The organism is Streptococcus equinus (assembly GCF_049393805.1).
Taxonomy (GTDB): domain Bacteria; phylum Bacillota; class Bacilli; order Lactobacillales; family Streptococcaceae; genus Streptococcus; species Streptococcus equinus.
Genome location: NZ_CP185763.1, coordinates 193046 through 218117, shown reverse-complemented (window position 1 = coordinate 218117; position 25072 = coordinate 193046). Strand labels below are relative to the sequence as shown.

Annotated in this window: 30 protein-coding genes and 2 other annotated features; of the genes, 26 read left to right on the top strand and 4 right to left on the bottom strand. The window is 36.9% G+C overall.

The window, feature by feature from the left end; all coding sequences use genetic code 11:
• Nucleotides 1-7: 7 nt before the first annotated feature.
• The 3 genes from ACN0NP_RS01090 to ACN0NP_RS01080 all read left to right on the top strand — a co-directional run bounded on the left by ACN0NP_RS01090 (nt 8) and on the right by ACN0NP_RS01080 (nt 2455).
• Nucleotides 8-595 (top strand): DUF6287 domain-containing protein, encoded by a 588-nt coding sequence (locus ACN0NP_RS01090; RefSeq protein WP_423217373.1) that lies wholly within the window; start codon nt 8-10, stop codon nt 593-595.
• Nucleotides 596-695: 100 nt separating this feature from the next.
• Nucleotides 696-1913 carry a peptidase T gene (pepT, locus tag ACN0NP_RS01085; RefSeq protein ID WP_024343888.1) on the top strand — a complete coding sequence of 406 codons (1218 nt, stop codon included), beginning with the start codon at nt 696-698 and terminating at the stop codon, nt 1911-1913.
• A gap of 50 nt (nt 1914-1963) precedes the next feature.
• Entirely contained in the window at nt 1964-2455 is a 492-nt protein-coding gene (locus ACN0NP_RS01080) for an EbsA family protein (protein ID WP_024343889.1), read from the top strand.
• On the opposite strand, the gene ACN0NP_RS01075 is transcribed toward ACN0NP_RS01080, so the two are convergent.
• The gene (locus tag ACN0NP_RS01075; RefSeq protein WP_004232288.1) at nt 2445-2639 is read right to left on the bottom strand and encodes a ferredoxin; all 195 of its coding nucleotides are present in this window, start codon (nt 2637-2639) and stop codon (nt 2445-2447) included. The two genes, ACN0NP_RS01080 and ACN0NP_RS01075, sit on opposite strands and share 11 nt — an antisense overlap.
• Nucleotides 2640-2683: 44 nt before the next feature.
• Between ACN0NP_RS01075 and ACN0NP_RS01070 the strand changes: the two genes are divergently transcribed.
• The 5 genes from ACN0NP_RS01070 (at nt 2684) to rplT (ending at nt 5216) form a co-directional block, all read left to right on the top strand.
• Nucleotides 2684-3172, top strand: a complete 489-nt coding sequence (locus ACN0NP_RS01070; protein WP_423217372.1) for an SAG1386/EF1546 family surface-associated protein — start codon at nt 2684-2686, stop codon at nt 3170-3172.
• A 16-nt stretch (nt 3173-3188) separates the two neighbouring features.
• Nucleotides 3189-3869 carry a (d)CMP kinase gene (gene cmk, locus ACN0NP_RS01065; RefSeq protein ID WP_024343890.1) on the top strand — a complete coding sequence of 227 codons (681 nt, stop codon included), beginning with the start codon at nt 3189-3191 and terminating at the stop codon, nt 3867-3869.
• A gap of 23 nt (nt 3870-3892) precedes the next feature.
• Nucleotides 3893-4021 (top strand) — a sequence feature (ribosomal protein L20 leader region).
• A gap of 13 nt (nt 4022-4034) precedes the next feature.
• Entirely contained in the window at nt 4035-4565 is a 531-nt protein-coding gene (gene infC / locus ACN0NP_RS01060) for a translation initiation factor IF-3 (protein ID WP_004232283.1), read from the top strand.
• A gap of 38 nt (nt 4566-4603) precedes the next feature.
• Complete coding sequence (rpmI, locus tag ACN0NP_RS01055; protein ID WP_003065422.1) at nt 4604-4804, top strand: 50S ribosomal protein L35; 201 nt, start codon at nt 4604-4606, stop codon at nt 4802-4804.
• A 52-nt stretch (nt 4805-4856) separates the two neighbouring features.
• On the top strand, nt 4857-5216 hold the full coding sequence (gene rplT / locus ACN0NP_RS01050) for a 50S ribosomal protein L20 (protein WP_000124839.1): 360 nt from the start codon (nt 4857-4859) through the stop codon (nt 5214-5216).
• 194 nt (nt 5217-5410) lie between these two features.
• Here the strand turns inward: rplT and ACN0NP_RS01045 are convergent, their stop codons facing one another.
• Nucleotides 5411-7555 (bottom strand): LTA synthase family protein, encoded by a 2145-nt coding sequence (locus tag ACN0NP_RS01045; protein ID WP_423217371.1) that lies wholly within the window; start codon nt 7553-7555, stop codon nt 5411-5413.
• A gap of 137 nt (nt 7556-7692) precedes the next feature.
• Between ACN0NP_RS01045 and ACN0NP_RS01040 the strand changes: the two genes are divergently transcribed.
• The 8 genes from ACN0NP_RS01040 (at nt 7693) to ACN0NP_RS01005 (ending at nt 15193) form a co-directional block, all read left to right on the top strand.
• Nucleotides 7693-8856 (top strand): class I SAM-dependent rRNA methyltransferase, encoded by a 1164-nt coding sequence (locus ACN0NP_RS01040; protein ID WP_423217370.1) that lies wholly within the window; start codon nt 7693-7695, stop codon nt 8854-8856.
• Nucleotides 8853-9530 (top strand): type I 3-dehydroquinate dehydratase, encoded by a 678-nt coding sequence (gene aroD, locus ACN0NP_RS01035; RefSeq protein WP_423217369.1) that lies wholly within the window; start codon nt 8853-8855, stop codon nt 9528-9530. Before ACN0NP_RS01040 ends, aroD begins: the two co-directional genes overlap by 4 nt.
• Entirely contained in the window at nt 9520-10389 is an 870-nt protein-coding gene (locus ACN0NP_RS01030) for a shikimate dehydrogenase (protein ID WP_045797795.1), read from the top strand. Before aroD ends, ACN0NP_RS01030 begins: the two co-directional genes overlap by 11 nt.
• Nucleotides 10390-10410: 21 nt before the next feature.
• On the top strand, nt 10411-11478 hold the full coding sequence (gene aroB / locus ACN0NP_RS01025; protein ID WP_045797796.1) for a 3-dehydroquinate synthase: 1068 nt from the start codon (nt 10411-10413) through the stop codon (nt 11476-11478).
• A 1-nt stretch (nt 11479) separates the two neighbouring features.
• Nucleotides 11480-12646, top strand: coding sequence for a chorismate synthase (aroC, locus tag ACN0NP_RS01020; protein WP_423217368.1), 1167 nt, complete (start codon nt 11480-11482; stop codon nt 12644-12646).
• A gap of 78 nt (nt 12647-12724) precedes the next feature.
• Complete coding sequence (locus ACN0NP_RS01015; RefSeq protein WP_423217367.1) at nt 12725-13828, top strand: prephenate dehydrogenase; 1104 nt, start codon at nt 12725-12727, stop codon at nt 13826-13828.
• Nucleotides 13829-13843: 15 nt separating this feature from the next.
• The gene (locus ACN0NP_RS01010; protein ID WP_004232255.1) at nt 13844-14182 is read left to right on the top strand and encodes a YlbF/YmcA family competence regulator; all 339 of its coding nucleotides are present in this window, start codon (nt 13844-13846) and stop codon (nt 14180-14182) included.
• Nucleotides 14183-14275: 93 nt separating this feature from the next.
• Nucleotides 14276-15193 carry an L-lactate dehydrogenase gene (locus ACN0NP_RS01005; RefSeq protein WP_134775378.1) on the top strand — a complete coding sequence of 306 codons (918 nt, stop codon included), beginning with the start codon at nt 14276-14278 and terminating at the stop codon, nt 15191-15193.
• A gap of 31 nt (nt 15194-15224) precedes the next feature.
• On the opposite strand, the gene ACN0NP_RS01000 is transcribed toward ACN0NP_RS01005, so the two are convergent.
• Together ACN0NP_RS01000 and ACN0NP_RS00995 are read right to left on the bottom strand one after the other, a co-directional pair.
• Nucleotides 15225-16469, bottom strand: a complete 1245-nt coding sequence (locus tag ACN0NP_RS01000) for a bifunctional folylpolyglutamate synthase/dihydrofolate synthase (protein ID WP_423217366.1) — start codon at nt 16467-16469, stop codon at nt 15225-15227.
• Between the two features lie 59 nt (nt 16470-16528).
• Complete coding sequence (locus ACN0NP_RS00995; protein ID WP_243602581.1) at nt 16529-16984, bottom strand: DUF6556 family protein; 456 nt, start codon at nt 16982-16984, stop codon at nt 16529-16531.
• A 195-nt stretch (nt 16985-17179) separates the two neighbouring features.
• Here ACN0NP_RS00995 and ACN0NP_RS00990 point away from each other — a divergent pair, with 195 nt between their 5' ends.
• The 10 genes from ACN0NP_RS00990 to ACN0NP_RS00945 all read left to right on the top strand — a co-directional run bounded on the left by ACN0NP_RS00990 (nt 17180) and on the right by ACN0NP_RS00945 (nt 24992).
• Entirely contained in the window at nt 17180-18325 is a 1146-nt protein-coding gene (locus tag ACN0NP_RS00990) for a cysteine desulfurase family protein (RefSeq protein WP_423217365.1), read from the top strand.
• Between the two features lie 40 nt (nt 18326-18365).
• A complete protein-coding gene (gene thiI / locus ACN0NP_RS00985; RefSeq protein ID WP_021142534.1) occupies nt 18366-19580 on the top strand; it encodes a tRNA uracil 4-sulfurtransferase ThiI in 1215 nt (404 codons plus the stop codon).
• Between the two features lie 94 nt (nt 19581-19674).
• On the top strand, nt 19675-20877 hold the full coding sequence (locus ACN0NP_RS00980) for a CapA family protein (protein ID WP_423217364.1): 1203 nt from the start codon (nt 19675-19677) through the stop codon (nt 20875-20877).
• Complete coding sequence (locus ACN0NP_RS00975; protein ID WP_423217363.1) at nt 20868-21407, top strand: GNAT family N-acetyltransferase; 540 nt, start codon at nt 20868-20870, stop codon at nt 21405-21407. Before ACN0NP_RS00980 ends, ACN0NP_RS00975 begins: the two co-directional genes overlap by 10 nt.
• A gap of 91 nt (nt 21408-21498) precedes the next feature.
• Nucleotides 21499-21574: a sequence feature (ribosomal protein L21 leader region), on the top strand.
• A gap of 35 nt (nt 21575-21609) precedes the next feature.
• Complete coding sequence (gene rplU, locus ACN0NP_RS00970) at nt 21610-21924, top strand: 50S ribosomal protein L21 (protein WP_004232223.1); 315 nt, start codon at nt 21610-21612, stop codon at nt 21922-21924.
• A 12-nt stretch (nt 21925-21936) separates the two neighbouring features.
• Nucleotides 21937-22272: a ribosomal-processing cysteine protease Prp gene (locus tag ACN0NP_RS00965; RefSeq protein ID WP_004232222.1), complete on the top strand. Its 336-nt coding sequence runs from the start codon at nt 21937-21939 to the stop codon at nt 22270-22272.
• 21 nt (nt 22273-22293) lie between these two features.
• The gene (rpmA, locus tag ACN0NP_RS00960) at nt 22294-22587 is read left to right on the top strand and encodes a 50S ribosomal protein L27 (RefSeq protein ID WP_004232221.1); all 294 of its coding nucleotides are present in this window, start codon (nt 22294-22296) and stop codon (nt 22585-22587) included.
• Nucleotides 22588-22724: 137 nt separating this feature from the next.
• Nucleotides 22725-23642 carry a LysR family transcriptional regulator gene (locus ACN0NP_RS00955; protein WP_024343902.1) on the top strand — a complete coding sequence of 306 codons (918 nt, stop codon included), beginning with the start codon at nt 22725-22727 and terminating at the stop codon, nt 23640-23642.
• On the top strand, nt 23639-24112 hold the full coding sequence (gene lspA, locus ACN0NP_RS00950) for a signal peptidase II (protein WP_024343903.1): 474 nt from the start codon (nt 23639-23641) through the stop codon (nt 24110-24112). Before ACN0NP_RS00955 ends, lspA begins: the two co-directional genes overlap by 4 nt.
• Entirely contained in the window at nt 24096-24992 is an 897-nt protein-coding gene (locus tag ACN0NP_RS00945) for an RluA family pseudouridine synthase (RefSeq protein WP_024343904.1), read from the top strand. The genes lspA and ACN0NP_RS00945 overlap by 17 nt, the downstream gene beginning before the upstream one ends.
• Nucleotides 24993-25072: the final 80 nt, after the last annotated feature.

Genomic DNA, 25072 nt, shown 5'->3' with positions numbered 1-25072 from the left:
AATTACGATGAAAAATAAATTGAAACTTGTTCTGACTTTAGTTTTATCACTTTGCATGGTGACAGCTTGTACAAGTCAGACTCAACATCAGACAAAACACAGTTCACAAACAACAAAGACAAGTACTAAAGTTACTTCTTCTAGCTCAAGTTCAAGCACAAGTAGTTCATCGTCTAATTCTCAAGAGAGTCAATCATCTACAGTAGAAACATCAACTGAACAATCACAAGCTGAACAAGAGATTGCTCCGATTTATACTGGTGCGATCTTAAAAGCAAACTATTCGACAATGGCAGGAAATTGGCAAAATGCTGCAGGAAATGTCCTAACTTTTAGTAATCAAGGATTAGCAACTGAAGGTATGACGCCTAATATTTTGGACATTGATCAAAATGGTATTCTTTTGCTTGATGTTCAGACAGGACAACGTTCAAATGTTACGCTTTATATTGTTCCAGCGAATACAACATTTTCATCTGACTACTTAAATGGACAAGATGATAATACAGATATTTCTAAAGATCGTGTGATTTCTTCAGCAGATATTGGTTCTGGTGACTTAGCTTCGAAAGCTTATTATCACGTTTCAAATTAGAAAATATTTTTCTAAAACTCATGCAAAAAACAACCTACGTGGTTGTTTTTTTGTTGGTGAATATATGGTATAATGATATGGAAAAATATAGAGGTGAATAATGTCTTACGAAAACTTATTGAATCGTTTTTTGACTTATGTGAAAGTCAATACACGTAGTAACCCAGAAAGCACAACAACACCTTCAACTCAGACTCAGGTTGATTTTGCACTTAACGTTTTGAAACCTGAAATGGAAGCTGTTGGTTTGCAAGATGTGCACTACTTAACAAATGGTTATCTTGTTGGTACATTACCAGCAAACGATGCTACAAAAACACGCAAAATTGGCTTTATCGCTCACATGGATACAGCTGATTTTAATGCTGAAGGAATTGCTCCACAAATCGTTGAGAACTATGCTGGAGGAGCTATCGAACTTGGTCAATCAGGTTATGCTCTTACACCAGAAGAATTTCCAAATTTGAATAATTACCTTGGTCAAACTTTGGTAACAACAGACGGGACAACACTTCTTGGTTCTGATGATAAATCTGGTATTGCTGAAATTATGACAGCAATCGAGTACCTTGTTGCTCACCCAGAAATCAAGCATGGTGAGATTCGTGTTGGATTTGGTCCTGATGAAGAAATCGGTGTTGGTGCTGATAAGTTTGATGTTGAAGACTTCAACGTTGACTTTGCGTATACTGTTGATGGTGGTCCTCTTGGAGAACTTCAGTACGAAACATTTAGCGCTGCTGGCTTAGAAATTGATTTCATGGGACGCAATGTTCACCCAGGTACAGCTAAAAATCAAATGATTAACGCTTTGCAATTGGCAATCGATTTCCACAATAAACTACCAGAAGCTGATCGTCCTGAAAACACTGAAGGCTATGAAGGATTCTTCCACTTGCACGGAATGAATGGTAGCGTAGAGCAAGCACATAGTTCATACATCATTCGTGACTTTGAAGATGAATCATTTGAAAATCGTAAAAAAATGGTTCAAGAAATCGCTAATAAAATGAATGCTGAACTTGGCAAAGAGTGTGTTATTATTACACTCAATGACCAATACTACAACATGAAAAAAGTCATTGAAAAAGATATGACTTCTGTTGAACTAGCAAAAGAAGTTATGGAAGATTTAGATATCAAGCCTGTCATTGAACCAATTCGTGGTGGAACAGACGGGTCTAAAATCTCATTTATGGGTATTCCAACACCTAACTTGTTTGCTGGTGGTGAAAACATGCACGGACGTTTTGAGTTCGTCAGCCTTCAAACAATGGAAAAAGCAGTTGATGTTATCATTGGAATTGTTCAAAAATAGTTAAGTTTTATCTAAGCAATGTTTGTTACACTAACTAACGGAGGACTGCAATGATTAAAATCTTTGGAAAGATTCGATATCACTGGCAGCCAGAACTATCCTGGTCAATTATTTATTGGTCAATTGCTCTGGTACCAATGTTTATCGGCTTATCATTATTGTTTGAACGAACAAAAATACCAAGTCAATTCTTTGTTTTATTTGCTATCTTTATTATTTTGGTTGGATTAGGTTTTCACCGTTATTTTGTGATAGAAGAAGATGGAAAGCTTCGCATCGTTTCATTAAATCCTTTCAAAAAATCAAGAGTTGCAATTGCACAGATTAAAAGAATTGATGTTAATAAATCAGGTTTAACTTTAAAAATAAAAAATCAGCCAGATAGAATTTTTTACATGAGAAAATGGCCTAAGAAATATTTCTTAGATGCTTTGGCTGTTCACCCAGATTTCCGTGGTTCAGTTGAGCTGACGGATAATCTAATTAAACTTGATTATTTTGAAACTTATAAGTCTGACAAAAAAGCTCCTACTAAATCGTAAGAGCTTTGGTTGGACAAGATTTGACAGCGAGAAGTGTGTCCTTGTCTGAGTCTGGAAATGTTTGTTCTAATGAATCAGAATTAGCAAATTTTACAATGCCATCATCATGATAATCAAAACGGTCAGAGTATGTTTGGCAAAGACCGCAAGCGATACATTTTTCAGGAATAATTGATACTTTCATATTACTATTGTAGTATGAAATGATATATTTAACAAGGGGACATTATGGCAAAACAACCATGGGAAGAAAAAGTAGTCGATGACAACGAAATCAGAATTAGCCGTAAAACAAAAGATTCTGTTATTAGCACACCTTTTTTGACAGCTTTATTGAGTGTTTTCTTTGTTATTGTTGTTGCGATTTTGTTTGTTGTTTTTTACACTTCAAATCGTGGTGGCGACAAAGCATCAGAAACATCAAACTTTTACGGTGCATCGTCTAGCAGCGTCGTATCTTCAAGTGAAGCAACAAGTTCTGAAACTTCTCAAGAATCAACAGAAGCTTCTTCAACTGAAGAAAGTTCAAGTGATGAAACAGAAGAATCATTAAGTGAAAGCAACGGCGATACAATCACTGTTATGTCAGGTGAAGGTGCTGCCTCAATTGCAGCTCGTGCTGGCATCTCAGTCGATAAACTTTACGAATTAAACCCAGACCACATGACTCAAGGATATTGGTACGCCAATCCTGGAGATGAAGTACACGTTAATTAGGAAGAAAAAAGGAATCATGAAATCAATTAGAATTGCGATTGATGGTCCTGCTTCAAGTGGAAAGAGTACTGTAGCCAAGATTATTGCTAAAAATCTTGGCTATACTTATCTTGATACTGGAGCAATGTACCGTTCAGCAACTTATCTTGCATTAAAAAATAATTTAACAGAAAATAATGTAGCAGAAATTTTAAAAGCTTTGGCAGAGAATCCAGTATCATTTGGACGAGCTGAAGATGGTAGTCAAACAGTATTTGTTGGAGATAAAGAAGTTACCCTTGATATTCGTCAAAATGACGTAACAAATAATGTTTCTTGGGTAGCAGCTATTCCAGAAGTTCGTGAAGAACTTGTCGAACAGCAACGTCGCATCGCTAAAAATGGAGCGATTATCATGGATGGTCGAGATATTGGAACGGTTGTTTTACCTGATGCAGAACTTAAAATCTTTTTGATTGCATCTGTTGAAGAGCGTGCAGAACGTCGATTCAAAGAAAATAAAGAAAAAGGTATTGAAACTGATTTTGAAACGTTAAAACGCGAAATTGCTGAGCGTGATTACAAAGATAGTCACCGTGAAGTCTCTCCACTAAAAGCAGCTGAAGATGCCATCACTTTTGACACAACTGGAGTAGATATTGACGGTGTTGTCAAATTTATTCAAGAAAAAGCAGAAAAAATCATTGACATGGATTAGTTACTGTGATAGAATATAACCAATGAGAAAAGCAGAAGTGAGAACTTCTCGCCTTGCGACTACGGTTGTCTGGCCCAACATGTCAAAGATTCCATTAGGAATATTACGTGTGTGCGGGCTTGATTTTATCAGGTCCGTTTCGTTTTTCTCTAAAAAAATAAAGAGGTGAAGATCATAGCTAAGAAAGATCTATTCATTAACGATGAAATCCGCGTTCGCGAAGTTCGTCTCATTGGTCTTGATGGTGAACAATTAGGAATTAAACCATTATCAGAAGCTCAAGCTATTGCTGATGACGCTAATGTTGATTTGGTTCTTATTCAACCACAAGCTACGCCACCTGTTGCTAGAATTATGGACTACGGAAAGTTCAAATTTGAGTATCAGAAGAAACGTAAGGAACAACGCAAAAAACAAGCCGTTGTGACTGTTAAAGAAGTTCGTCTTAGCCCAGTTATCGATAAAGGTGACTTTGAGACTAAACTTCGTAACGGCCGTAAATTCCTTGAAAAAGGGAACAAAGTGAAAGTCTCTATTCGCTTTAGAGGTCGTATGATTACTCACAAAGAAATTGGAGCAAAGGTATTGGCGGAATTTGCAGAAAGAACGCAAGACATTGCTATTATTGAGCAAAGAGCTAAAATGGATGGACGTCAAATGTTCATGCAACTTGCTCCAATTCCAGACAAAAAATAATTGTCAATTTTAAACTATTTTAAGAGGAGAATTTTAAAATGCCAAAACAAAAAACACACCGCGCATCAGCTAAACGTTTCAAACGTACAGGTTCTGGTGGATTGAAACGCTTCCGCGCATTTACTTCACACCGTTTCCACGGTAAAACTAAAAAACAACGTCGTCATCTTCGTAAAGCAGCTATGGTGCACTCAGGAGATTTCAAACGTATTAAAGCAATGCTTTCAGGTCTTAAATAAGACTAAAGCAATTACTCGATATTATTAAAGAATTATTTGGAGGAGAATATAAATGGCTCGTGTTAAAGGTGGCGTTGTATCACGCAAACGTCGTAAACGTGTATTGAAACTTGCTAAAGGTTACTATGGTGCAAAACATATCTTGTTCCGTACTGCAAAAGAACAAGTAATGAACTCTTACTACTATGCATACCGTGACCGTCGTCAGAAAAAACGTGATTTCCGTAAACTTTGGATCACTCGTATCAATGCGGCAGCTCGTATGAACGGTTTGTCATACTCACAATTGATGCACGGTTTGAAATTGGCTGAAATCGAAGTTAACCGTAAAATGCTTGCTGATTTAGCAGTTAACGATGCAGCAGCTTTCACAGCTCTTGCAGATGCAGCTAAAGCTAAACTTGGTAAATAATTAATTAAAGACTAACAAATGTTAGTCTTTTTTTTGTGTTTAAATTACCTGCTGTTTGAGGAGTAAACTTAATTTAATCATATTTTTTTCCTATAGAGTAGGAGAAGATATATATCAAGAAGCAGTTATGTAGTAAAGTAATAGAGTATAAGAAAACCACCAGCATTGCTGGTGGTTTATTGATTATAGATAAGTTATTCTGATTCGCTGCTATAGCTACTTGAACTTTCGTGAAGTTGCATGTAACTTGGAGCTTTAAACATATCTACAGTTGATTCGTTGTCGTGTTCACTGTAAAGACTTGTCGACTCATCGCCACGTTTTTTCTCAATAGCTTTTAATGATTTAAGTGAGTCTGTGTAGGAAATTGATGAGCTATCAACTTGTTTTAAACCTGGGATTTTTGCGAATCGAAGAAGATCTCCGGTCTGAATCTCATCGCTTGTAGAGAGCTGTAAGGCAACAGCATCACGTATTGCTTTAGTTGCTGCTTGAGTATTCTCGTCAGGATTAGTAATTTCCTCACCAGTAGCAGTGTAGTATAAGTGTCCGCTGCTGCTGGTATAAGTTGGTGTAACGTAATCTCCAGCAGTTCGGAATGCAACGGTTTGGTCATTGTCTTCTGACAGTAAATCTTGCCCAAGTTGAATATAATCGCTTGTATCAACACCTAACAAATGAAGTAGTGTTGGTAAATTATCAACTTCACCACCAAAGGTATCGCTGATATGTCCTTCGGTAAATCCTGGGATGTGAATCATATAAGGGACACGTTGAAGCATGGCGTTATCATAGCTTGTCCATGTTTCAGAATCTTTTCCAAGAAGCGGAGCCAAGTCAGTGTTTCTTGAGTTTGAAATACCGTAGTGGTCACCGTAGAGGACGATAATAGAATTATCATATAAACCAGATTCTTTCAAATAATCAAAGAATGCTTTGACAGCAGAATCTAGGTAGTTCGCTGTAGCAAAGTAACCATTGATTGTTTCATCATCGGTATCAGCCAATGGGAATCCTTCTTCATCAGAATTTCCGGCTAAACTAGTGTATGGATAGTGGTTACTTACAGTAATGAACTTAGTGTAGAAAGGTTGTTGCATGTGCTCAAGGTATTTGATTGAGTCAGCAAACATATATTTATCGTTCAAACCATATTGGAATGAATTTTCACTATTTTGTTTTGTGAAATATGAAGAATCAAAGAAATAATCGTAACCCCATTGTTTATAGGCATTGTTTCGGTTCCAGAAAGTACCAACGTTACCGTGGAATACGGCACTTGTGTAATCGCCTGTTTGACCGAGGATTGATGGGGCAGCATAAGCGGTATTAGTACCACCGTAGTTAACTAAATAAGAACCATTGCTAAGACCAAATAACGATGTTTCCATCAATGTTTCAGCATCAGATGTTTTTCCGGCTTTAACTTGGTGGAAGAAGTTTGAGAAGGCAAGGGTTGAATTTGAATGGTAAAGTGAATTAAGGAAAGGTGTTACTTCGTATGATTTACCATCGACTTGTAAATGATAGTCAATCAAGAATTGTTGGAAACTTTCCAAGTGGATAACAATTACGTTCCTACCTTTAGCAATCCCAAAATATTTTGAATTAGGTGCTGCGTAGTGCTCACTAATATAACTCTTAGCTTCATCTAAATCAGATGCTGTAGCTTCGCTACGAACTTTTTCAGTTTGATAAGTTTGATTAGCACTGTAGGCTGTAAACGATGGCAATCCGAGAGCGCGGACAACATATACGTTTGAAAAGCCACGCGTTAAAAGTTCTGGACGATCAATTTCAGCCATGAATAAGTTAATTGAAAAAAATAAAGTTGATAAGGCTGTAATAGCAAAGCTTGCGCGTTTGTTAAACGGACGATTATCAGCTTTAATTTTTTTAGTAGCAAATAGCGCGATTAAAATAACGTAGTCGATGATATAAATAACATCCCAGACACGAAATAGATTCAAGGCAGAATCCCCGAGACCGGCAGAAACTTTACTACTTGCGAGCAATGTACTTACAGTAATGAAGTCTGTGAATTCACGGAAATAAATCGCGTTGGAAATAAGCAGGATGTTTAAAATCGTATAGATAATCCAACTAACGATATAAAAAACACGCGTTCTTTTGATATAAAGGCTTAACCCGAGTAAAAGTAATCCTAATGGAATAGGATTAATAAGTGATAGTAGTAGTTGGTACGGATTCTCTAGTCCAAGACTAAAGTCAACATGATAAGCCCACATTGTTTTTAGCCAATAAATGACTAAAAGTGTCAAAATAAATCCCAAACGTGTGTTAACCACGTGAGAGATAATTTGTTTCAATTTTTTCACTGTAGGAACTTCCTTTATTCTTTTTTTCCTAAAGATACAATCTCATCTTCAATTATAACATAAAAAGTTTTATTGGTATGAGTGAGAAATGCAAAATTTAGTGGGAAAAATTCTGAATTTTTGATATAATAGGCTTCATGAACAAACTATACGTGGATTCTTTTGTTGAAAAGAAAATTAAGCGTGGTATTCAACTTTTGGATGGAAAAGATTTTCATCAACTTGATTTAGATGATCAATTAGTTGCTCTTTATAATCATTCACGCAAGTTCTTAGGAACAGCATACCTTTCTCGTCAAAATAAAGGGATTGGTTGGTTTTTAGGAAATGGAAATGTTGATTTGAACGAAACTTACTTTGTTAACCTGTTCAAGAAAGCAAAGAAAAAACGTCAGCATTTTGAAAACTCGGATTTGACAACAGCTTATCGATTATTTAATCAAGATGGAGATAATTTTGGTGGTGTGACGATAGATCGTTATGCTGATTTTGTTGTATTTTCTTGGTACAACACTTTTGTTTATCAGTATCGTGATGTAATTGTCAAAGCCATCCAAGAGGTTTATCCTACGGTTAAGGGCGGATATGAGAAAATCCGTTTTAAAGGACTTGATTATGAGTCAGCTCATATTTATGGTGAAGAAGCACCTGAAACCTTTACAATTTTGGAAAATGGTGTCAAATACAGTGTTTTCATGAATGATGGCCTGATGACAGGGATCTTTTTAGATCAGCATGAAGTCCGTGATGCTTTGATTAATGAACTTGGTCTTGGAAAACGCGTTTTGAACATGTTTTCTTATACAGCGGCGTTTTCTGTTGCAGCAGCAATGGGTGGTGCAACAGAAACAACATCTGTAGACCTTGCTAAACGTTCTCGAGAGCTATCTCAAGCACATTTTGAAGCCAATGGCCTTGATTTGGTAAATCATCATTTTGTGGTCATGGATGTTTTTGAATATTTCAAGTACGCTAAGCGCAAAAACTTGACTTTTGATTTGATTGTTATCGATCCACCAAGTTTTGCTCGTAATAAAAAACAAACATTTTCAGTTGCTAAAGACTATCACCGATTAATTAGCCAAGCATTGGAAGTATTATCTGATGATGGAACAATAATCGCATCTACAAACGCAGCTAACTTAACAGTAGCGCAGTTTAAAAAGCAATTGGAAAAGGGATTTGCTTCTGTTAAACACGAATACATTCGTTTGCAGCAATTGCCAAGTGATTTCACGGTTAACAAAGCAGACATGAGCAGTAATTATTTGAAAGTATTTACAATAAAGGTTAAGAAATGAAAATAGTAGTACCTATTATGCCGAGAGATTTAGATGAGGCACAGTCGATTGATATTTCAAGATTTGACGACGTCGATGTTATTGAATGGCGAGCAGATTTTTTACCTAAAGAAGATATCATGACTGTTGCACCAGCAATCTTTGAAAAATTTTCTGGCAGAGAAATTATTTTTACAATTCGTACAGATAAAGAAGGTGGAAACCTTAGCATATCTGATGAAGAATATGTTGAGCTTTTGAAAAATATTAATGCTATTTACCACCCAGACTATATTGACTTTGAATATTTTTCACATAAAGAAGCTTTCCAACAAATGTTGGAATTTCCAAATCTCGTTTTGTCTTATCATAACTTTGATGAGACACCTGAGAATTTGATGGAATCATTTTCTGAGCTGACAGCTTTAGCACCACGTGTTGTTAAAGTTGCCGTTATGCCACAGAGTGAACAAGATGTTATTGACTTGATGAACTATACTCGCGGATTTAAGACATTAAATCCTGAGCAAGAGTATGCCACTATGTCAATGGGCAAACTTGGTCGCGTATCACGTTTTGCTGTTGATGTTTTCGGATCATCATGGACTTTTGCAAGCCTAGATCAAACAAGCGCACCAGGACAGGTTGCTCTTGCTGATATGAAACGTATTAGGGAGGTACTTGATGCAGATTGATGGATACACTCGCTTAGCCGCTGTCGTGGCAACACCTATTAAGCACTCTATTTCACCGTTTATTCATAACTACGCCTTTGATAAGACAGGTGTGAATGGTGTTTATGTTGCTTGGGATATCCCAGAAGAAGATTTAGCGGTTACTTTAGAAAATGTTAAACGTTATGACATGTTCGGTGTGAATATTTCCATGCCGTACAAGCAAAAAGTTATGCCGTACATGGATGAGTTGACTGATTCAGCAGCCTTGATTGGTGCTGTGAATACTGTCATTAATCGTGATGGTAAATTAGTTGGTCACAATACCGATGGTATTGGTTTCTTTAGAAGCCTTTCTACTTTTGCTGATTTTGATGTCAAAGGTAAAACAATGACCATCCTTGGAGGCGGAGGGGCTGCAACAGCTTTAATTGCTCAAGCAGCGCTTAACGGTGCTGGTCATATTAACATTTTTAATCAGACACAGTTCTTAGATGCTACACGTCAAAAAGCTGAAGAACTTTCTGATAAAACAGGTGTATCAATCACTGTATATCCAGTCGAAGATTTAAAGGCAATTCAAGAAAAAGTGTTAGAATCACAACTTTTTGTCAACGCGACAAGTGTTGGGATGGATGGTAAGTCAATGATTATTACAGAAGACTTTGAGTTTCCTGAAGGACTTTTAGTTGCTGATACGATTTACCAACCATTTGAAACGCCGTTCTTGAAATTAGCTAGAAGTAAAGGCTTAACAGCTCTTAATGGACTTGGAATGCTTTTGTTCCAAGCGGCTGAAGCTTTTGAAATCTGGACTGGTGAAAAAATGCCGACTGCTGAGATTTGGTCTGCATTAGAAGAAAAGTACAATACAAAATAGGATAAAACATAGGTGACGCTAATGAAATTAAATGTTAATCTCCCCCAAACACCTTATGATATTGTCATTGAAAAAGGTGTCTTAGCAAAAGCCGGTGATTGGGTAAAATCATTATGGCAACCTCAAAAAATCGCCCTTATTACAGATAACCATGTTGGAAGTCTTTATGCTGAAAAGGTTAAACTCAGTATTGAAGATGCTGGTTTTGAAGTGATTGTTTTTGATTTTCTAGAAGGTGAAGCTTCTAAAAATCTTCAAACTGTAAATAAAGCTTACGAATTTTTGGTTAAAAACGAGATGACACGCAGTGATGGTATTGTTGCCCTCGGAGGTGGTGTCGTTGGAGATTTAGCTGGTTTTGTTGCGTCTACTTATATGCGCGGAATCCATTTCTTACAAATTCCGACAAGTTTAACTGCTCAAGTTGATTCGTCAATTGGTGGTAAAACAGGGGTAAATACACCATTTGCTAAAAATATGGTTGGTACTTTTACGCAGCCTGATGGTGTATTAATTGATCCAGAAACCCTTCAAACGCTTGGTAAACGTGAACTCATTGAAGGTATGGGTGAGGTTATCAAGTATGGATTGATTGAAGATGTTGAATTGTGGGATGAGCTGTCAGCTATGGATGGTTCACCAGAAAGCATCTTAAAGCATGCTGAAAGTATTATTTATCGTTCATGCAATGTTAAACGCAAAGTTGTTGTAGAAGATGAGCTTGATAATGGTGTTCGACTTTACCTTAATTTTGGTCACACTATTGGACACGCTGTTGAAGCGACAGCAGGTTATGGCAAAGTTATGCATGGTGAAGCTGTTGCGATTGGTATGGTGCAAATTTCTCGAATTGCTGAGAAAAAAGGCTTGATGCCTAAAGGTATCACAAAAGATATCTTTAACATGTGCCAAAAATTTGGTTTGCCAACAGATTATCAACCATGGGATATTGATGTTTTATATGGTGCTTTAGTGCATGATAAAAAAGCTCGTGGAAAAATGATTAAGACCGTCATCGTGCCAGAGCTTGGTAGTGCAGCAATCAATCAGATTCCTTTAGAAGAGATGAAAGAGTATTTGGAGAAATAATATGAGATATTTGACAGCTGGTGAATCCCACGGACCACGTTTAACTGCAATTATTGAAGGAGTTCCAGCAGGGCTCCCACTGACTGCTGAAGATATTAATGTAGATTTGAAACGACGCCAAGGTGGCTATGGTCGTGGCGGTCGTATGAAGATTGAGTCAGATAAAGTCGAAATTACTTCTGGTGTACGTCACGGAAAAACTACTGGTGCTCCTATTACTCTGAATGTCATTAATAAAGACCATGAAAAGTGGCTTGATATTATGGCAGTTGAGGATATTGATGATTCTCTAAAAACAAAACGAAAAATTACGCATCCACGTCCAGGGCATGCTGATTTGGTCGGAGGTATGAAATATCGTTTTGAGGATTTGCGAAATTCCCTTGAACGCTCGTCTGCGCGTGAAACAACTATGCGCGTAGCAGTAGGAGCTGTTGCAAAACGTATTTTAGCAGAGCTTGATATCGAAATCGCTAACCATGTTGTGGTGTTTGGTGGAAAAGAAATCGACGTTCCGGAAGGACTAACAGTCTCTCAAATTCGAGAATTGGCAAGTCAATCTGAAGTTTCAATCGTTAATCAAGAACGAGAACAAGAAATCAAAGACTACATTGACCAGATTAAAAAAGATGGTGACACGATTGGTGGTGTCGTTGAGACAGTTGTTGGAGGTGTCCCAGTTGGACTTGGCTCATATGTCCAATGGGATAAGAAACTAGATGCTAAGATTGCAGGTGCGGTTGTTTCCATCAATGCTTTTAAAGGTGTTGAATTTGGCTTGGGATTCAAAGATGGATATCTCAAGGGAAGCCAAGTGATGGATGAAATCCTTTGGAACGAAGAAGAAGGTTATACACGTCGCACGAATAATCTTGGTGGTTTTGAAGGTGGCATGACAAACGGACAACCTATTGTTGTTCGTGGCGTTATGAAACCAATTCCGACACTTTATAAACCTTTGATGTCAGTTGATATTGAAACTCATGAACCATATAAAGCAACAGTTGAACGTTCTGATCCGACTGCTCTTCCAGCAGCTGGAGTTGTTATGGAGGCAGTTGTAGCAACTGTTATTGCTGATGAGATTCTTGAGAAATTCTCTTCTGATAATCTTGAAGAATTAAAAGAAGCTGTTGCCCGTCACCGTGATTATGTCAAACATTTTTAATGCATAAACAGTTGACATGGAGAGCGTAGGCTCTCCATTATTTCTATAAAGATTGTAGATTCCGGAAATGGAGAAATTATGGAAAATAAAGTGATTTATGTTGCTGGTTTAGGATTAATTGGTGCATCGCTTGCGCTAGGAATTAAGCGTGACCATCCTGACTATAAAATTTTAGGCTATAATCGTTCTGACAAATCGAGAAATGTTGCTCTGGAAAGAGGAATTGTTGATGAGGCTACTGGAGATTTTAAAGCATTTGCTCCTCAAGCGGATGTGATTATATTAGCTGTTCCAATCAAGCAGACCATTGAATTCATTAAAGATTTAGCTGAAATGGATTTGAAGGACAATGTCATCATCACTGATGCGGGGTCAACAAAACGAGAAATCGTCGAGGCTGGAGAAAAGTATTTAACTGGAAAAAATGTTAGATTTGTTGGCTCACATCCAATGGCAGGTTCACACAAGTCTGGAGCAATCGCAGCAGATGTCAATTTGTTTGAAAATGCTTATTATATTTTTACACCATCACCGCTAACAACAGCAGGTACCATTGATGAGATGAAAGAAATTTTATCTGGCTTGCATGCTCGTTTTGTAGAAATTGATGCTTGTGAGCATGACCGCGTTACTAGTCAGATTTCGCATTTTCCACATATTTTAGCGGCAAGTCTGATGGAACAGGCTGGTGATTATGCTTGTGAGCATGAGATGACAAATCATTTTGCTGCAGGTGCTTTTCGTGATATGACACGTATTGCTGAGAGTGAACCTGGTATGTGGACAAGTATTCTTTTAACTAATCAATCAGCTGTTATGGAGCGTATTGATGATTTCAAAACAAGGCTCGACGGTGTAAAAGAATTGATTGCTCAGGGTGATGGTGACGCTATTTGGAATTACTTCAACCAAGCTAGAGAGACTCGTAAGGCAATGCGTATCCATAAGCGCGGTGGGGTAGAAAGTGCCTTTGATATTTTTGTTGATGTCCCAGATAAAGAAGATGTTATTCTAGAAATTTTGGAATTACTTCGAGGGATTTCTTTGGTCAATATTCATATTAATGAAGAGAATCGTGAAGATATTAATGGTATTTTACAAATTTCCTTTAAGAGTGCCAAAGACTTGGAGCACGCTAAGAAAGTTATCACAGAAAAAACAAACTATAAAGTACATATTTAATTAAGGAGAATTATCATGGCAAATATTTATGATTTAGCAAACGAATTGGAACGTGAAATTCGCGTTCTTCCAGAATATAAAAAAGCACAAGAGTGCCGCGCAGCAATTGACGGTGATGCTGAAGCAAAAGCTTTGTTCAAAGAATTTACTGAATTTCAACAAGGACTTTATGCAAAATTACAATCTGGTCAAATGCCTACAGGTGATGAGCAAACTAAGATGCAAGAATTGGGGGCAAAAATTGAAGCAAATCCAATCTTGAAAGCATACCTTGGTGCTCAACAATCTTTGTCAGTATATGTTTCAGACCTTGAAAAAATTATTTTTGGTCCACTTCAAGATCTTTTGAAGTAGTGATTGCAACCTAACATTTTGTGTTAGGTTTTTTTCGTGTTTTTATCCGTAAAGGTCTATAATGAGTGTTAACTTTTATAAGGAGGTTGTTTTATGTCACGTAAAGTTGGAATTATTGGAATGGGTCATGTTGGCTCAACAGTTGCTCATGGTCTGATTGCGCAAGGTGCTTTTGATGATTATGTCTTAATTGATATTAATGAGAAAAAAGTAACGGCAGATGCTGTTGATTTTAGAGATGCAGCAGCAAACCTTAATCAACATGCAAATATTGTGGTTAATGACTATAATGCTTTAGCTGATGCGGATGTTGTCATTTCGGCTTTGGGAAATATCAAACTTCAAGACAACCCTAACGCGGATCGTTTTGCTGAGTTGCCTTTTACTGCAAAAGAAGTTCCCACAGTTGCTAAAAAATTAAAAGAAGTAGGATTTAGCGGAATTATCATTGCCATTTCAAATCCTGTTGATGTCATTACGAGCCTCTATCAGCATTATTCTGGTCTTCCTAAAGAACGCGTTATTGGCACAGGAACACTACTTGATACAGCTCGAATGAAGCGTGCGGTTTCAGAACGTTTTGGAGTTGATGCTCGCAGTGTTTACGGCTATAATTTAGGCGAACACGGAAATTCTCAGTTTACAGCTTGGAGTCAAGTACGTGTTAAAGGACAACCGATTTCAACTTTTACAGACGAAGCAACCTTGGAAAAAATTGCGCACGAAGCAATGGTAGGTGGTCATACAGTCTTTTATGGTAAAAAATATACAAGTTATGGCATTGCAAGTGCAGCTATTCGTTTGGCAATTGCGGTAGTTTCTGATAGTCACGAAGAACTACCGGTTTCAAATTACTATGAGCCACTCGATACTTATCTTAGTTATCCAGCAATTGTCGGTCGAGATGGTATTGTTGAACAAATTAAATTGACTCTTCCAGCAGACGAAGAGGCTAAGCTAGAAAACTCAGCTAATTTTATTAAACGTAAATTTGCAGAAAGTCTGAATTAATAAAAAAGAAATCCCATCTGGTTAGATGGGATTATTGATTTAGTAAGTAGTTTCGAACCTCTGAAATGAAATAAAGAGAACCTGTGACGACAAACATGTCGTTAGGATTTTGCTCTGCTTGTTGTAACCATTTTTTATAATCCGGTATTTTTTGATATTTTTCGGGATAATCAGAAAGAGCCTGTGCTTGATAGAAGTTAAAGGTTGTGACACACAGATCAAAATCTGATAACTCTTTAAGCATAGTGTCTAATGGTTTGCGACTTAATCCTGCAAAAAGAATGTGGATATGCTTTCCTGAGAATTCATTTCTGAGAACGTCAATTAATTTTGCAATGGAGTCTTCGTTATGGGCGCCGTCTAACATGAGGTTTGGAGTCATTAATTCACATCGTCCTGCCCAAATGGTATTTTCTAGACCATTTTTAATACTATCTCTGCTGATTTTTGAAAATTTATCTTGAAGAATTAGTGCCGTCATAGCTGCAAGAGCTGCATTAGATTTTTGATGGTGCCCAAGCATTTTCAATGAAATGTCTGAGATAGAGAAATCATTTTGAGTAAAAGTAAATGTTTTCTTGTTTTCAGTGACAAAAAAGTCTTTGTCTATTTCATATGTTGGACATCCTAAAGAAGTTGATTTTTGGTAAAAAACTTCTCTAACTTCAGGGGCCATTTTTCCAAAAATGAATGGCACATTTGATTTTAAAACTCCAGCTTTATGAGCAGCAATTTCAACTAAAGTCTTTCCAAGCGTGTCTTGATGGTCAATACTAATTGAAGGGCAGATGACTGCTTGAGCAACGAATACATTGGTTGAGTCAAATGTTCCGCCAATTCCAGCTTCAATAACAGCAATATCAACAGGATTAATGTTAGCAAAGTAGTAAAACATCAGAGCTGTGACTAATTCAAATTCAGTCACCTTTCCAACTTTTTCTTGAAAAGAATCTGATTCAACAATTGGCTTAATTGCTTGTGCTGTTTGGACTAAGTGGTTATCTGAAATTTGTTCGCCGTTAATTGCAATACGTTCGTTAAAGCGCGTGATAAATGGCGAAGTGAATGTGCCGGTCTTATATCCTGAACTTGTTAAAATATGCTGTAAAAAGCTTGTTGTTGAGCCTTTGCCGTTTGTTCCGACAACATGGACAGCAGGAAATTTATCTTGGGGATTGTCAAGTAAATCAAGTAAGTAACGCATGCGTTCAAGGCTAGGTCTTCTACCATTAGCTTTGTGAGAATGAATCCAATTAAGTGTAGTAGTATAGTTCATTGTTATTAATACCTTATAAAAAAGGAAGGAGAGATAATATGTCTCCTTCCGTTAGTAACTTATTCAGTAGCTTCAGTGGCACTACTTGCAGTGTCATCAGAAGTTGCTGCGCTGTTTTGTGTGCTATCACTTTGACTGTCGTCAGAACTATAGCTGTATGTAGTATCTGAACTTGAACTGTAAGTTGTGTTAGCATCGTCATTGTAAGTATTATTAACTGTGCCTGAATCATTATCAGTATCATCAGAATAAGCTGAGGATGCTGATGTGTCAGTTTTGCTGTTATTGCCACCTTTGATGACAACAGTTGTCGTTGATTTGTCAGTTGGCTTAGTTGCTGATGAACCTTTAAGAGCATTAGTAATCGTAATACTTGCCACAATGATACTAAGAATAGAACCGATTAGGGCAACTGTTTTTTGAAAGGCTGAAAAACCTTTTTTGATGTGTTTTGCCGGAGTTGGTTCCTTATCTTCAGTTGATGATTTTTGACGTCTTGAATAATGTTGAGACATTTTTAACTCCTTTTTCGCGTATGATTCTATTATAGTTTTTTCATTTTAAATGTCTAGTATAAAATAGCTGTCTTTTATAAAATATTTTATCAGAGATTCTTAAAATAAGCCTTAAAAACTTAGTATTAAAGCTTTCACACTTTTGATAGACTGTGCTATAATGGTAGTATTGATTTTTTTGTGAAGGAAGAAAAAATGATTTACTTTGATAACTCTGCCACTACAATTCCTTATCCTGAGGTTTTACGAACATATCAGGAAGTGGCAACTAAGATTTATGGAAATCCATCAAGTTTGCACAATCTCGGAACAAAAGCTAGCCGTATTCTAGAAGCTAGTCGTAAACAAATTGCTGACTTACTTGGTGTCAAAAATACAGAGATTATTTTCACTTCTGGCGGGACAGAAGGAGATAACTGGGTGCTAAAAGGTGTTGCTTTTGAAAAAGAACGCTATGGAAAACACATCATCGTATCAGATATCGAACACCCAGCTGTTAAAGAATCTGCAAAATGGTTAGCAGAACACGGATTTGAAGTTTCATATGCACCTGTTAATGATAAAGGTTTTGTCGATGTTGATAAATTATCTGAGCTCTTGCGCCCAGATACTACTTTGGTGTCAATCATGGCAGTCAATAATGAAATCGGCTCAATCCAGCCAATTCATGCTATTTCAGAATTATTAGCTGACAAACCTGGAATCTCTTTTCACGTGGATGCCGTACAAGCAATTGGTAAAATCCCTGTGAATGAATATTTGACAGAACGCGTTGATTTTGCAAGCTTTTCTGGTCACAAATTCCACAGTGTTCGTGGTGTTGGATTCATTTACAAAAAAGAAGGCAAGAAATTAAATCCATTGCTAGCCGGTGGCGGGCAAGAAGGTGACCTTCGTTCAACTACTGAAAACGTTGCAGGAATTGCAGCAACAGCTAAGGCACTTCGTTTGGTAACAGATAAAGAAGAATTTGCTCTTCCAAAAATTGCTAAAATGAAAGAAATCATCTATGATGAACTTGCAAAACACGAAGATATCATGATTTTCTCTGGTAAAGGAAATGATTTTGCACCGAATATCCTAACCTTTGGTATTAGAGGTGTTCGAGGCGAAGTTGTTGTTCATGCTTTTGAAGAGCACGAAATCTACATTTCTACAACATCAGCATGTTCATCAAAAGCTGGAAAACCAGCTGGAACTTTGATTGCTATGGGAGTTCCAACAAAACAAGCTCAATCAGCTGTTCGTATTAGTCTTGACGACGACAATGATATGGGGCAAGTTGAGCAATTCTTAACGATTTTCAAACAAGTTTACGAAAAAACAAAAAAAGTTAGATAATAAGAAGAAAGGATAAAGAGAGTTCTCTCTTTAATAAACTATGCAATACTCAGAAATCATGGTTCGCTACGGCGAATTATCAACAAAAGGTAAGAACCGCATGCGTTTCATCAATAAATTGAAACGTAACATGAAACATGTTCTTTCAATTTACCCTGATGTCAGAGTTGTGGCAGACCGCGACCGCGCTCACATTTATTTGAATGGAACAGATTACGTACCAGTTGCTGAATCATTGAAACAAATTTTCGGGATTCAAGCATTTTCACCGTCTTACAAGGTTGAAAAAAATCTTGAAACAATCAAAAAAGCTGTTCAAGATGTGATGAAAGACGTTTATCGTGAAGGGCTTACTTTCAAAATCACAAGTAAACGTAGTGATCACAACTTTGAAATGGACAGCCGTGAGTTAAACCAATACCTTGGCTCAGCTGTTTTTGAAGTCTTACCAGATATTCAAGCACAAATGAAAGGCCCAGATGTCAACTTAAAAGTTGAGATTCGTGAAGAAGCGGCATATCTTTCATATGAAAACATTAAAGGTGCTGGAGGCCTTCCTGTAGGAACTGCAGGTCGTGGTATGTTAATGCTTTCTGGTGGTATTGATTCACCAGTTGCTGGCTACCTTGCTCTTAAACGTGGTGTTGATATCGAGGCTGTTCACTTTGCTAGTCCACCATATACTAGTCCCGGTGCTCTTAAAAAAGCTCAAGATTTAACACGTAAATTGACAAAATTTGGTGGAAATATTGATTTCATCGAAGTTCCATTTACCGAAATTCAAGAGGAAATCAAAGAAAAAGCGCCAGAAGCTTACTTGATGACTTTGACTCGTCGTTTCATGATGCGCATTACAGACCGAATTCGTGAAGAACGTAATGGTTTGGTTATCATCAATGGTGAAAGCCTTGGTCAAGTTGCTAGTCAAACACTTGAAAGTATGCGTGCTATTAATGCTGTAACTGCAACACCAATCATTCGTCCTGTTGTTACAATGGATAAATTGGAAATTATTGATATCGCGCAAAAAATCGATACTTTTGATATTTCAATCCAACCATTTGAAGATTGTTGTACAATCTTTGCACCAGATCGTCCAAAAACAAATCCAAAAATCAAAAATGTTGAACAATACGAAAAACGTATGGATGTTGAAGGCCTTGTTGAACGTGCAGTTGCTGGTATCAAAGTGACAACAATTACACCTCAAGCTGAACATGATGAAGTCGATGATTTAATCGACGACTTACTATAGTATAAAAGCCATCTTAGATGGCTTTTTTGTACCAGTTAAAGTCTGAAAGCCTCATCATAAAATGGTATAATATGCCCATGGAGGTGTGACTGAGATGTTAGATAGGATGATTTATAAAAAAACAACCTTGGCTTGCTTGGCTTTTTTACTGGTTAGCTTGTTTGGAAGTGCTATTTATGGTTTGATTTTTGAAAAGCATGCGGCAAGCAGTGTTAATCAGGCAAAAGTAAGTTCTAAAAAAGTTAAAACTGCGCGTGTTATGGCAAATGGAGATATTCTAATCCATAATGGACTTTATGGCAGTGCTGAGCAATCTGATGGAACGTATGATTTTAAGCCTTTCTTTGAGTATGCTAAAGATTGGATTTCAAGCGCTGATTTAGCGATTGGAGACTATGAAGGGACAATTAGTCCTGATTATCCTCTAGCAGGTTACCCGCTATTTAATGCGCCAAGTGAGATTGCTGATGCAATGAAGGATACAGGTTATGATGTCGTTGATTTAGCTCATAATCATATTTTGGATTCAGGGCTTTCAGGTGCCATTAATACTGTAAAAACATTTGACAAACTTGGTATGCCAAGTATCGGAGTCTATAAAAACAATCGTGACAAAGAAGATATTTTAATTAAAAATGTCAATGGAATCAAAATTGCAATCCTAGGTTATTCTTATGCTTACAATGGTTTAGAAGCAAATCTTTCTTCAAGTGACTATGAAAAATACATGTCTGATTTAGATGAAGATAAGATGAAGTCTGAAATCGAGGAAGCAGAAAAGAAAGCTGATGTCACTATCGTCATGCCCCAAATGGGTGTTGAATATCAGCGCGAACCAACTCAAGAGCAGGTAACGCTCTATCACAAAATGATTGATTGGGGTGCAGACGTTATTTTTGGTGGACATCCACACGTGGTAGAACCATCCGAAACAATCGAAAAAAATGGTGAGAAGAAATTTATCATCTACTCAATGGGAAACTTCATTTCTAATCAACGTTTGGAGACAGTAGATGATATTTGGACAGAACGTGGTTTATTGATGGATGTGACATTTGAGAAGAAAAACAATAAAACTACTATTAAGAAGGTTGCTGCTCACCCAACTATGGTTTGGGTTTGGAGCAAAGGCGTAGTTGGTTCAGAAGGTTTTGTACTTTCAGATTACCGTACGCTGATTTTGGAAGATTTTATCAAAGGTGGTAAATATCGTGATAAACTCGATGCAGCAATGCAAGAAAGAGTTGATACTGCCTATCAAGAAATGAATGAATTGGTGAATTTACAATGGAATTAAAACGTCAAAAGGTGAAACTTTTTTCAAAAAGTTCCCGTGATGTCAAAAACTTATACTTATCAGCATTTCCAGCTGTTGAACGTGTGCCGTATGTTCCGATGCTTTTGACAAGTTACCGAGAATTGGCAGATTTTTACGCTTATTATGATGGAGATGACTTTGTTGGATTAGCCTATGTTTTACAAAATGAAGATGTCGTTTATTTATTTTTCTTGGCGGTTAATCCGCAAATTCGTTCCCGTGGATATGGCTCTGAGATTTTGCAGGATATCAAAAAAATAGCAGGAAACCGTCCAGTTGTTCTAGCTATTGAGCCAATGGATGAAAAAGCTGACAACTTTGACCAACGTTTGAAACGCGTGCGTTTTTATGAGAAAAATGGTTTTCACATTACAGTATATTATTATCATGAGGGTACTGAGACTTATCAGATGATGGCAAATAATAAAACAATTGCAATTGACTCTATCGAAAAATTGACGAAAAAAGCAGTTCTAGGTTTAGTAAAAGTATCTTATGATAAAAAATAGAGAATGAAAACGTACTATCATTAAAAAAAGGCAGCATATTCCTTGCTTTAATCACCTTAACGTGTTAAAATATGAACGTTGACTAAATGCACATCCTGTGCAACCGCACGAAAATCGTTTTTAAGAAACTTTCGAGGTTCACGATTTAGGCGAGTCTTCACAAGCGGAAAAATCCGCAACAAAAATTTATAGGAGGTGCACGATGAGCACATATGCAATCATCAAAACTGGTGGAAAACAAGTTAAAGTTGAAGTAGGTCAAGCTATCTATGTTGAAAAACTTGATGTTGAAGCTGGTTCAGAAGTAACATTTAACGAAGTTGTTCTTGTTGGTGGTGAAAAAACTGTTGTTGGTACACCAGTTGTTGAAGGAGCTTCTGTTGTTGGTACTGTTGAAAAACAAGGAAAACAAAAGAAAGTTGTTACTTTCAAATACAAACCTAAAAAAGGTTCACACCGTAAACAAGGTCACCGTCAACCTTACACTAAAGTTGTTATCAACGCTATCAACGCTTAATTTAGCATTCTCATGATTCAAGCAACTTTTATTCGTCATGAAGGAAATCTAGAAAGTGTTGAGCTTACTGGACATGCTGGCAGTGGTGAATATGGCTTTGATATCGTATGCGCAGCTGTCTCAACCTTATCGATTAATTTAGTTAATTCGTTAGAGGCTTTGACAGATTGTGACGTTGATTTAGCTGTCAATGAGATTGATGGTGGTTATATGAAGATTGATATCTCTCATATGACCAAAAAGACAGATGAGAAAGTTCAACTTTTATTTGAAAGCTTTCTTTTAGGAATGACCAACTTGGCAGAGAACTCTCAAGAGTTTGTCTCAGTTAAGGTCATTGCAAACTAATTTGAAAAGAGGACACTACATATGTTAAAAATGAATCTTGCTAACTTGCAACTTTTCGCCCACAAAAAAGGTGGAGGTTCTACATCAAATGGTCGTGATTCTGAAGCAAAACGTCTTGGTGCTAAAGCAGCTGACGGTCAAACTGTTTCAGGTGGATCAATCCTTTACCGTCAACGCGGTACTCACATCTACCCAGGTGTGAACGTAGGTCGCGGTGGTGACGATACACTTTTCGCTAAAGTTGAAGGTGTTGTTCGCTTCGAACGTAAAGGTCGCGATAAACGTCAAGTATCAGTTTATCCAATCGCAAAATAATTTAGCAAAAGAGTCTGCTTTGTGCAGACTTTTTTTGTTTGATTTTTTAAGTTATTGTCAATTTTTACTTGATATAGCGCCTTTTACTATATTTTGATATAATGAAACTGATTGATTTTTTAGAAAGAATGATTGACATGAATATACAGCAACTACGTTACGTTGTAGCTATTGCAAATAGCGGTACTTTTCGTGAAGCGGCGTCTAAGCTTTTTGTTAGCCAACCGAGTTTGTCAGTAGCTATAAAGGATCTTGAAGGTGAATTAGGGTTTCAAATTTTTACACGAACAACAACTGGTGCTGTTTTGACCAGTCATGGTATGACGTTTTATGAAAAGGCACTCGAAGTTGTTAAGAGTTTTGATTCTTTTGAAAAGCAATTTTCGCAATCGGCAGTTGATTCTGATGAATTCTCAATTGCAAGTCAGCACTATGATTTTTTGCCACCGTTAATCACAGCTTTTTCTAAGGCTCATCCAGAACACAAGGATTTTCGTATTTTTGAATCAACGACCATTCAAATCCTTGATGAGGTTGCACAAGGTGACAGTGAGATTGGGATTATTTATCTAAATAATCAAAATCGAAAGGGACTCTTACAGCGTATGGAAAAACTGGGTTTGGAATTTATTGAATTGATTCCGTTTAAAACCCACATTTATATTGCTAAGAATCATCCTTTAGCTCAAAAAGAAAGTCTTGTAATGGATGACTTGAAGAACTTTCCAACGGTGCGTTTCACTCAAGAAAAAGATGAGTATCTTTATTATTCTGAAAACTTTGTAGACACTTCTGACAGCCCTCATATTTTCAATGTGACTGACAGGGCAACATTAAATGGTATTTTAGAGCGAACAGATGCATTTGCAACAGGGTCAGGTTTTCTGGATAGTAGAAGTGTTAATGGTATCACTGTTATTCCTCTTGAAGATAAGCTGGATAATAAAATGGTTTATATTAAACGACGTGATAAAAACTTATCACCGATTGCTTTAAAATTTACTGCTGTCATGAGAGATTATTTTGAAAAATTCAGTCCAAAGGTGACCAAATGAAAAACTACAGAAAAATTTATTTTCCATTAGCTGCTGTTGTTTTGATTGCATTAGATCAATTGAGCAAGCTATGGATTGTCAATCATATTCCTTTAAACACTATTCATAAATTTTTGCCGGGTATTTTTAGTTTAACTTACTTGCGTAATTATGGCGCTGCGTTCTCAATTTTACAAAATCAGCAATGGTTCTTTACGGTGATTACTTTTGCTGTTGTTGGCGCTGCTTGTTATTATTTTATTAAAAATTTACAAGGTAATTTTTGGCTCTTGTTTGGGCTTTTGTTAATCATTTCAGGCGGATTAGGAAATTTTATTGATCGCGTGCGCCTAGGCTATGTTGTTGATATGGTTCACTTAGATTTTATGAATTTTGCGATTTTTAATGTGGCAGATTCGTATTTAACTGTTGGGGTAATTATTCTTTTCATTACCCTATGGAAAGAGGAGGAAAATGGAATTAATCATTAAAGAAGCTGGTGCTCGTTTGGACAAAGCCTTAGCGGATTTGACAGAATTGTCACGTAGCCAAGCTAATGATGAAATTAAAAAAGGAACTGTTTTGGTAAATGGCAAAGCTGTCAAAGCGAAATATGCTGTTAAAGTTGGTGATGTTGTCACTTACGAAGTTCCAGAAGAAGAAGTACTAGAGTATACTGCTGAAAATATTCCACTTGATATTATTTATGAGGATGAAGATGTAGCTGTTGTTAATAAGCCACAAGGTATGGTTGTTCATCCGTCAGTTGGGCATACATCTGGTACGTTAGTAAATGCATTGATGTATCACATTAAAGATTTATCATCAATTAATGGTGTTATTCGCCCGGGTATTGTCCATCGTATTGATAAAGATACTTCAGGCCTTTTGATGATTGCAAAGAATGATACTGCGCATAATGCTCTCGCAGCAGAGTTGAAAGATAAAAAATCACTTCGTAAGTATGTTGCCATTGTTCACGGAAATATTCCAAATGATCGTGGTGTGATTGAAGCACCTATTGGCCGTTCAGACAAAGATCGTAAAAAACAAGCTGTAACAGCTAAGGGAAAACCAGCTGTGACACATTTTAAAGTCTTGGAACGATTTGGAAGCTACACACTCGTTGAATTGACTTTGGAGACAGGTCGTACTCACCAAATTCGTGTGCACATGGCTTATATTGGACATCCTGTTGCAGGTGATCCACTTTACGGACCACGTAAAACACTTAAAGGTCACGGTCAATTTTTGCATGCGCAAACTCTTGGCTTTACACATCCAAAAACTGGTGAAACAATGACATTTACGGCAGAAGTTCCTGAAATTTTTAAAGAAACACTAGAAAAATTAAGAAGCGGTAAAGCGTAAGAAAATATGATAAAAACAGGATTAGCAGCTGATTGCTACCTGTTTTTTATTCGTCTTTTAAAAATAATTTCAAGATATTT

Bases quoted from the DNA above. Each gene is read 5' to 3' on its own strand.
- ACN0NP_RS01090 (WP_423217373.1), top strand. From the start codon at position 8: ATGAAAAATAAATTGAAACTTGTTCTGACTTTAGTTTTATCACTTTGC.
- pepT (WP_024343888.1), top strand. From the start codon at position 696: ATGTCTTACGAAAACTTATTGAATCGTTTTTTGACTTATGTGAAAGTC.
- ACN0NP_RS01080 (WP_024343889.1), top strand. From the start codon at position 1,964: ATGATTAAAATCTTTGGAAAGATTCGATATCACTGGCAGCCAGAACTA.
- ACN0NP_RS01075 (WP_004232288.1), bottom strand. From the start codon at position 2,639: ATGAAAGTATCAATTATTCCTGAAAAATGTATCGCTTGCGGTCTTTGC.
- ACN0NP_RS01070 (WP_423217372.1), top strand. From the start codon at position 2,684: ATGGCAAAACAACCATGGGAAGAAAAAGTAGTCGATGACAACGAAATC.
- cmk (WP_024343890.1), top strand. From the start codon at position 3,189: ATGAAATCAATTAGAATTGCGATTGATGGTCCTGCTTCAAGTGGAAAG.
- rpmI (WP_003065422.1), top strand. From the start codon at position 4,604: ATGCCAAAACAAAAAACACACCGCGCATCAGCTAAACGTTTCAAACGT.
- rplT (WP_000124839.1), top strand. From the start codon at position 4,857: ATGGCTCGTGTTAAAGGTGGCGTTGTATCACGCAAACGTCGTAAACGT.
- ACN0NP_RS01040 (WP_423217370.1), top strand. From the start codon at position 7,693: ATGAACAAACTATACGTGGATTCTTTTGTTGAAAAGAAAATTAAGCGT.
- aroD (WP_423217369.1), top strand. From the start codon at position 8,853: ATGAAAATAGTAGTACCTATTATGCCGAGAGATTTAGATGAGGCACAG.
- ACN0NP_RS01030 (WP_045797795.1), top strand. From the start codon at position 9,520: ATGCAGATTGATGGATACACTCGCTTAGCCGCTGTCGTGGCAACACCT.
- aroB (WP_045797796.1), top strand. From the start codon at position 10,411: ATGAAATTAAATGTTAATCTCCCCCAAACACCTTATGATATTGTCATT.
- aroC (WP_423217368.1), top strand. From the start codon at position 11,480: ATGAGATATTTGACAGCTGGTGAATCCCACGGACCACGTTTAACTGCA.
- ACN0NP_RS01015 (WP_423217367.1), top strand. From the start codon at position 12,725: ATGGAAAATAAAGTGATTTATGTTGCTGGTTTAGGATTAATTGGTGCA.
- ACN0NP_RS01010 (WP_004232255.1), top strand. From the start codon at position 13,844: ATGGCAAATATTTATGATTTAGCAAACGAATTGGAACGTGAAATTCGC.
- ACN0NP_RS01005 (WP_134775378.1), top strand. From the start codon at position 14,276: ATGTCACGTAAAGTTGGAATTATTGGAATGGGTCATGTTGGCTCAACA.
- ACN0NP_RS01000 (WP_423217366.1), bottom strand. From the start codon at position 16,469: ATGAACTATACTACTACACTTAATTGGATTCATTCTCACAAAGCTAAT.
- ACN0NP_RS00995 (WP_243602581.1), bottom strand. From the start codon at position 16,984: ATGTCTCAACATTATTCAAGACGTCAAAAATCATCAACTGAAGATAAG.
- ACN0NP_RS00990 (WP_423217365.1), top strand. From the start codon at position 17,180: ATGATTTACTTTGATAACTCTGCCACTACAATTCCTTATCCTGAGGTT.
- thiI (WP_021142534.1), top strand. From the start codon at position 18,366: ATGCAATACTCAGAAATCATGGTTCGCTACGGCGAATTATCAACAAAA.
- ACN0NP_RS00980 (WP_423217364.1), top strand. From the start codon at position 19,675: ATGTTAGATAGGATGATTTATAAAAAAACAACCTTGGCTTGCTTGGCT.
- ACN0NP_RS00975 (WP_423217363.1), top strand. From the start codon at position 20,868: ATGGAATTAAAACGTCAAAAGGTGAAACTTTTTTCAAAAAGTTCCCGT.
- rplU (WP_004232223.1), top strand. From the start codon at position 21,610: ATGAGCACATATGCAATCATCAAAACTGGTGGAAAACAAGTTAAAGTT.
- ACN0NP_RS00965 (WP_004232222.1), top strand. From the start codon at position 21,937: ATGATTCAAGCAACTTTTATTCGTCATGAAGGAAATCTAGAAAGTGTT.
- rpmA (WP_004232221.1), top strand. From the start codon at position 22,294: ATGTTAAAAATGAATCTTGCTAACTTGCAACTTTTCGCCCACAAAAAA.
- ACN0NP_RS00955 (WP_024343902.1), top strand. From the start codon at position 22,725: ATGAATATACAGCAACTACGTTACGTTGTAGCTATTGCAAATAGCGGT.
- lspA (WP_024343903.1), top strand. From the start codon at position 23,639: ATGAAAAACTACAGAAAAATTTATTTTCCATTAGCTGCTGTTGTTTTG.
- ACN0NP_RS00945 (WP_024343904.1), top strand. From the start codon at position 24,096: ATGGAATTAATCATTAAAGAAGCTGGTGCTCGTTTGGACAAAGCCTTA.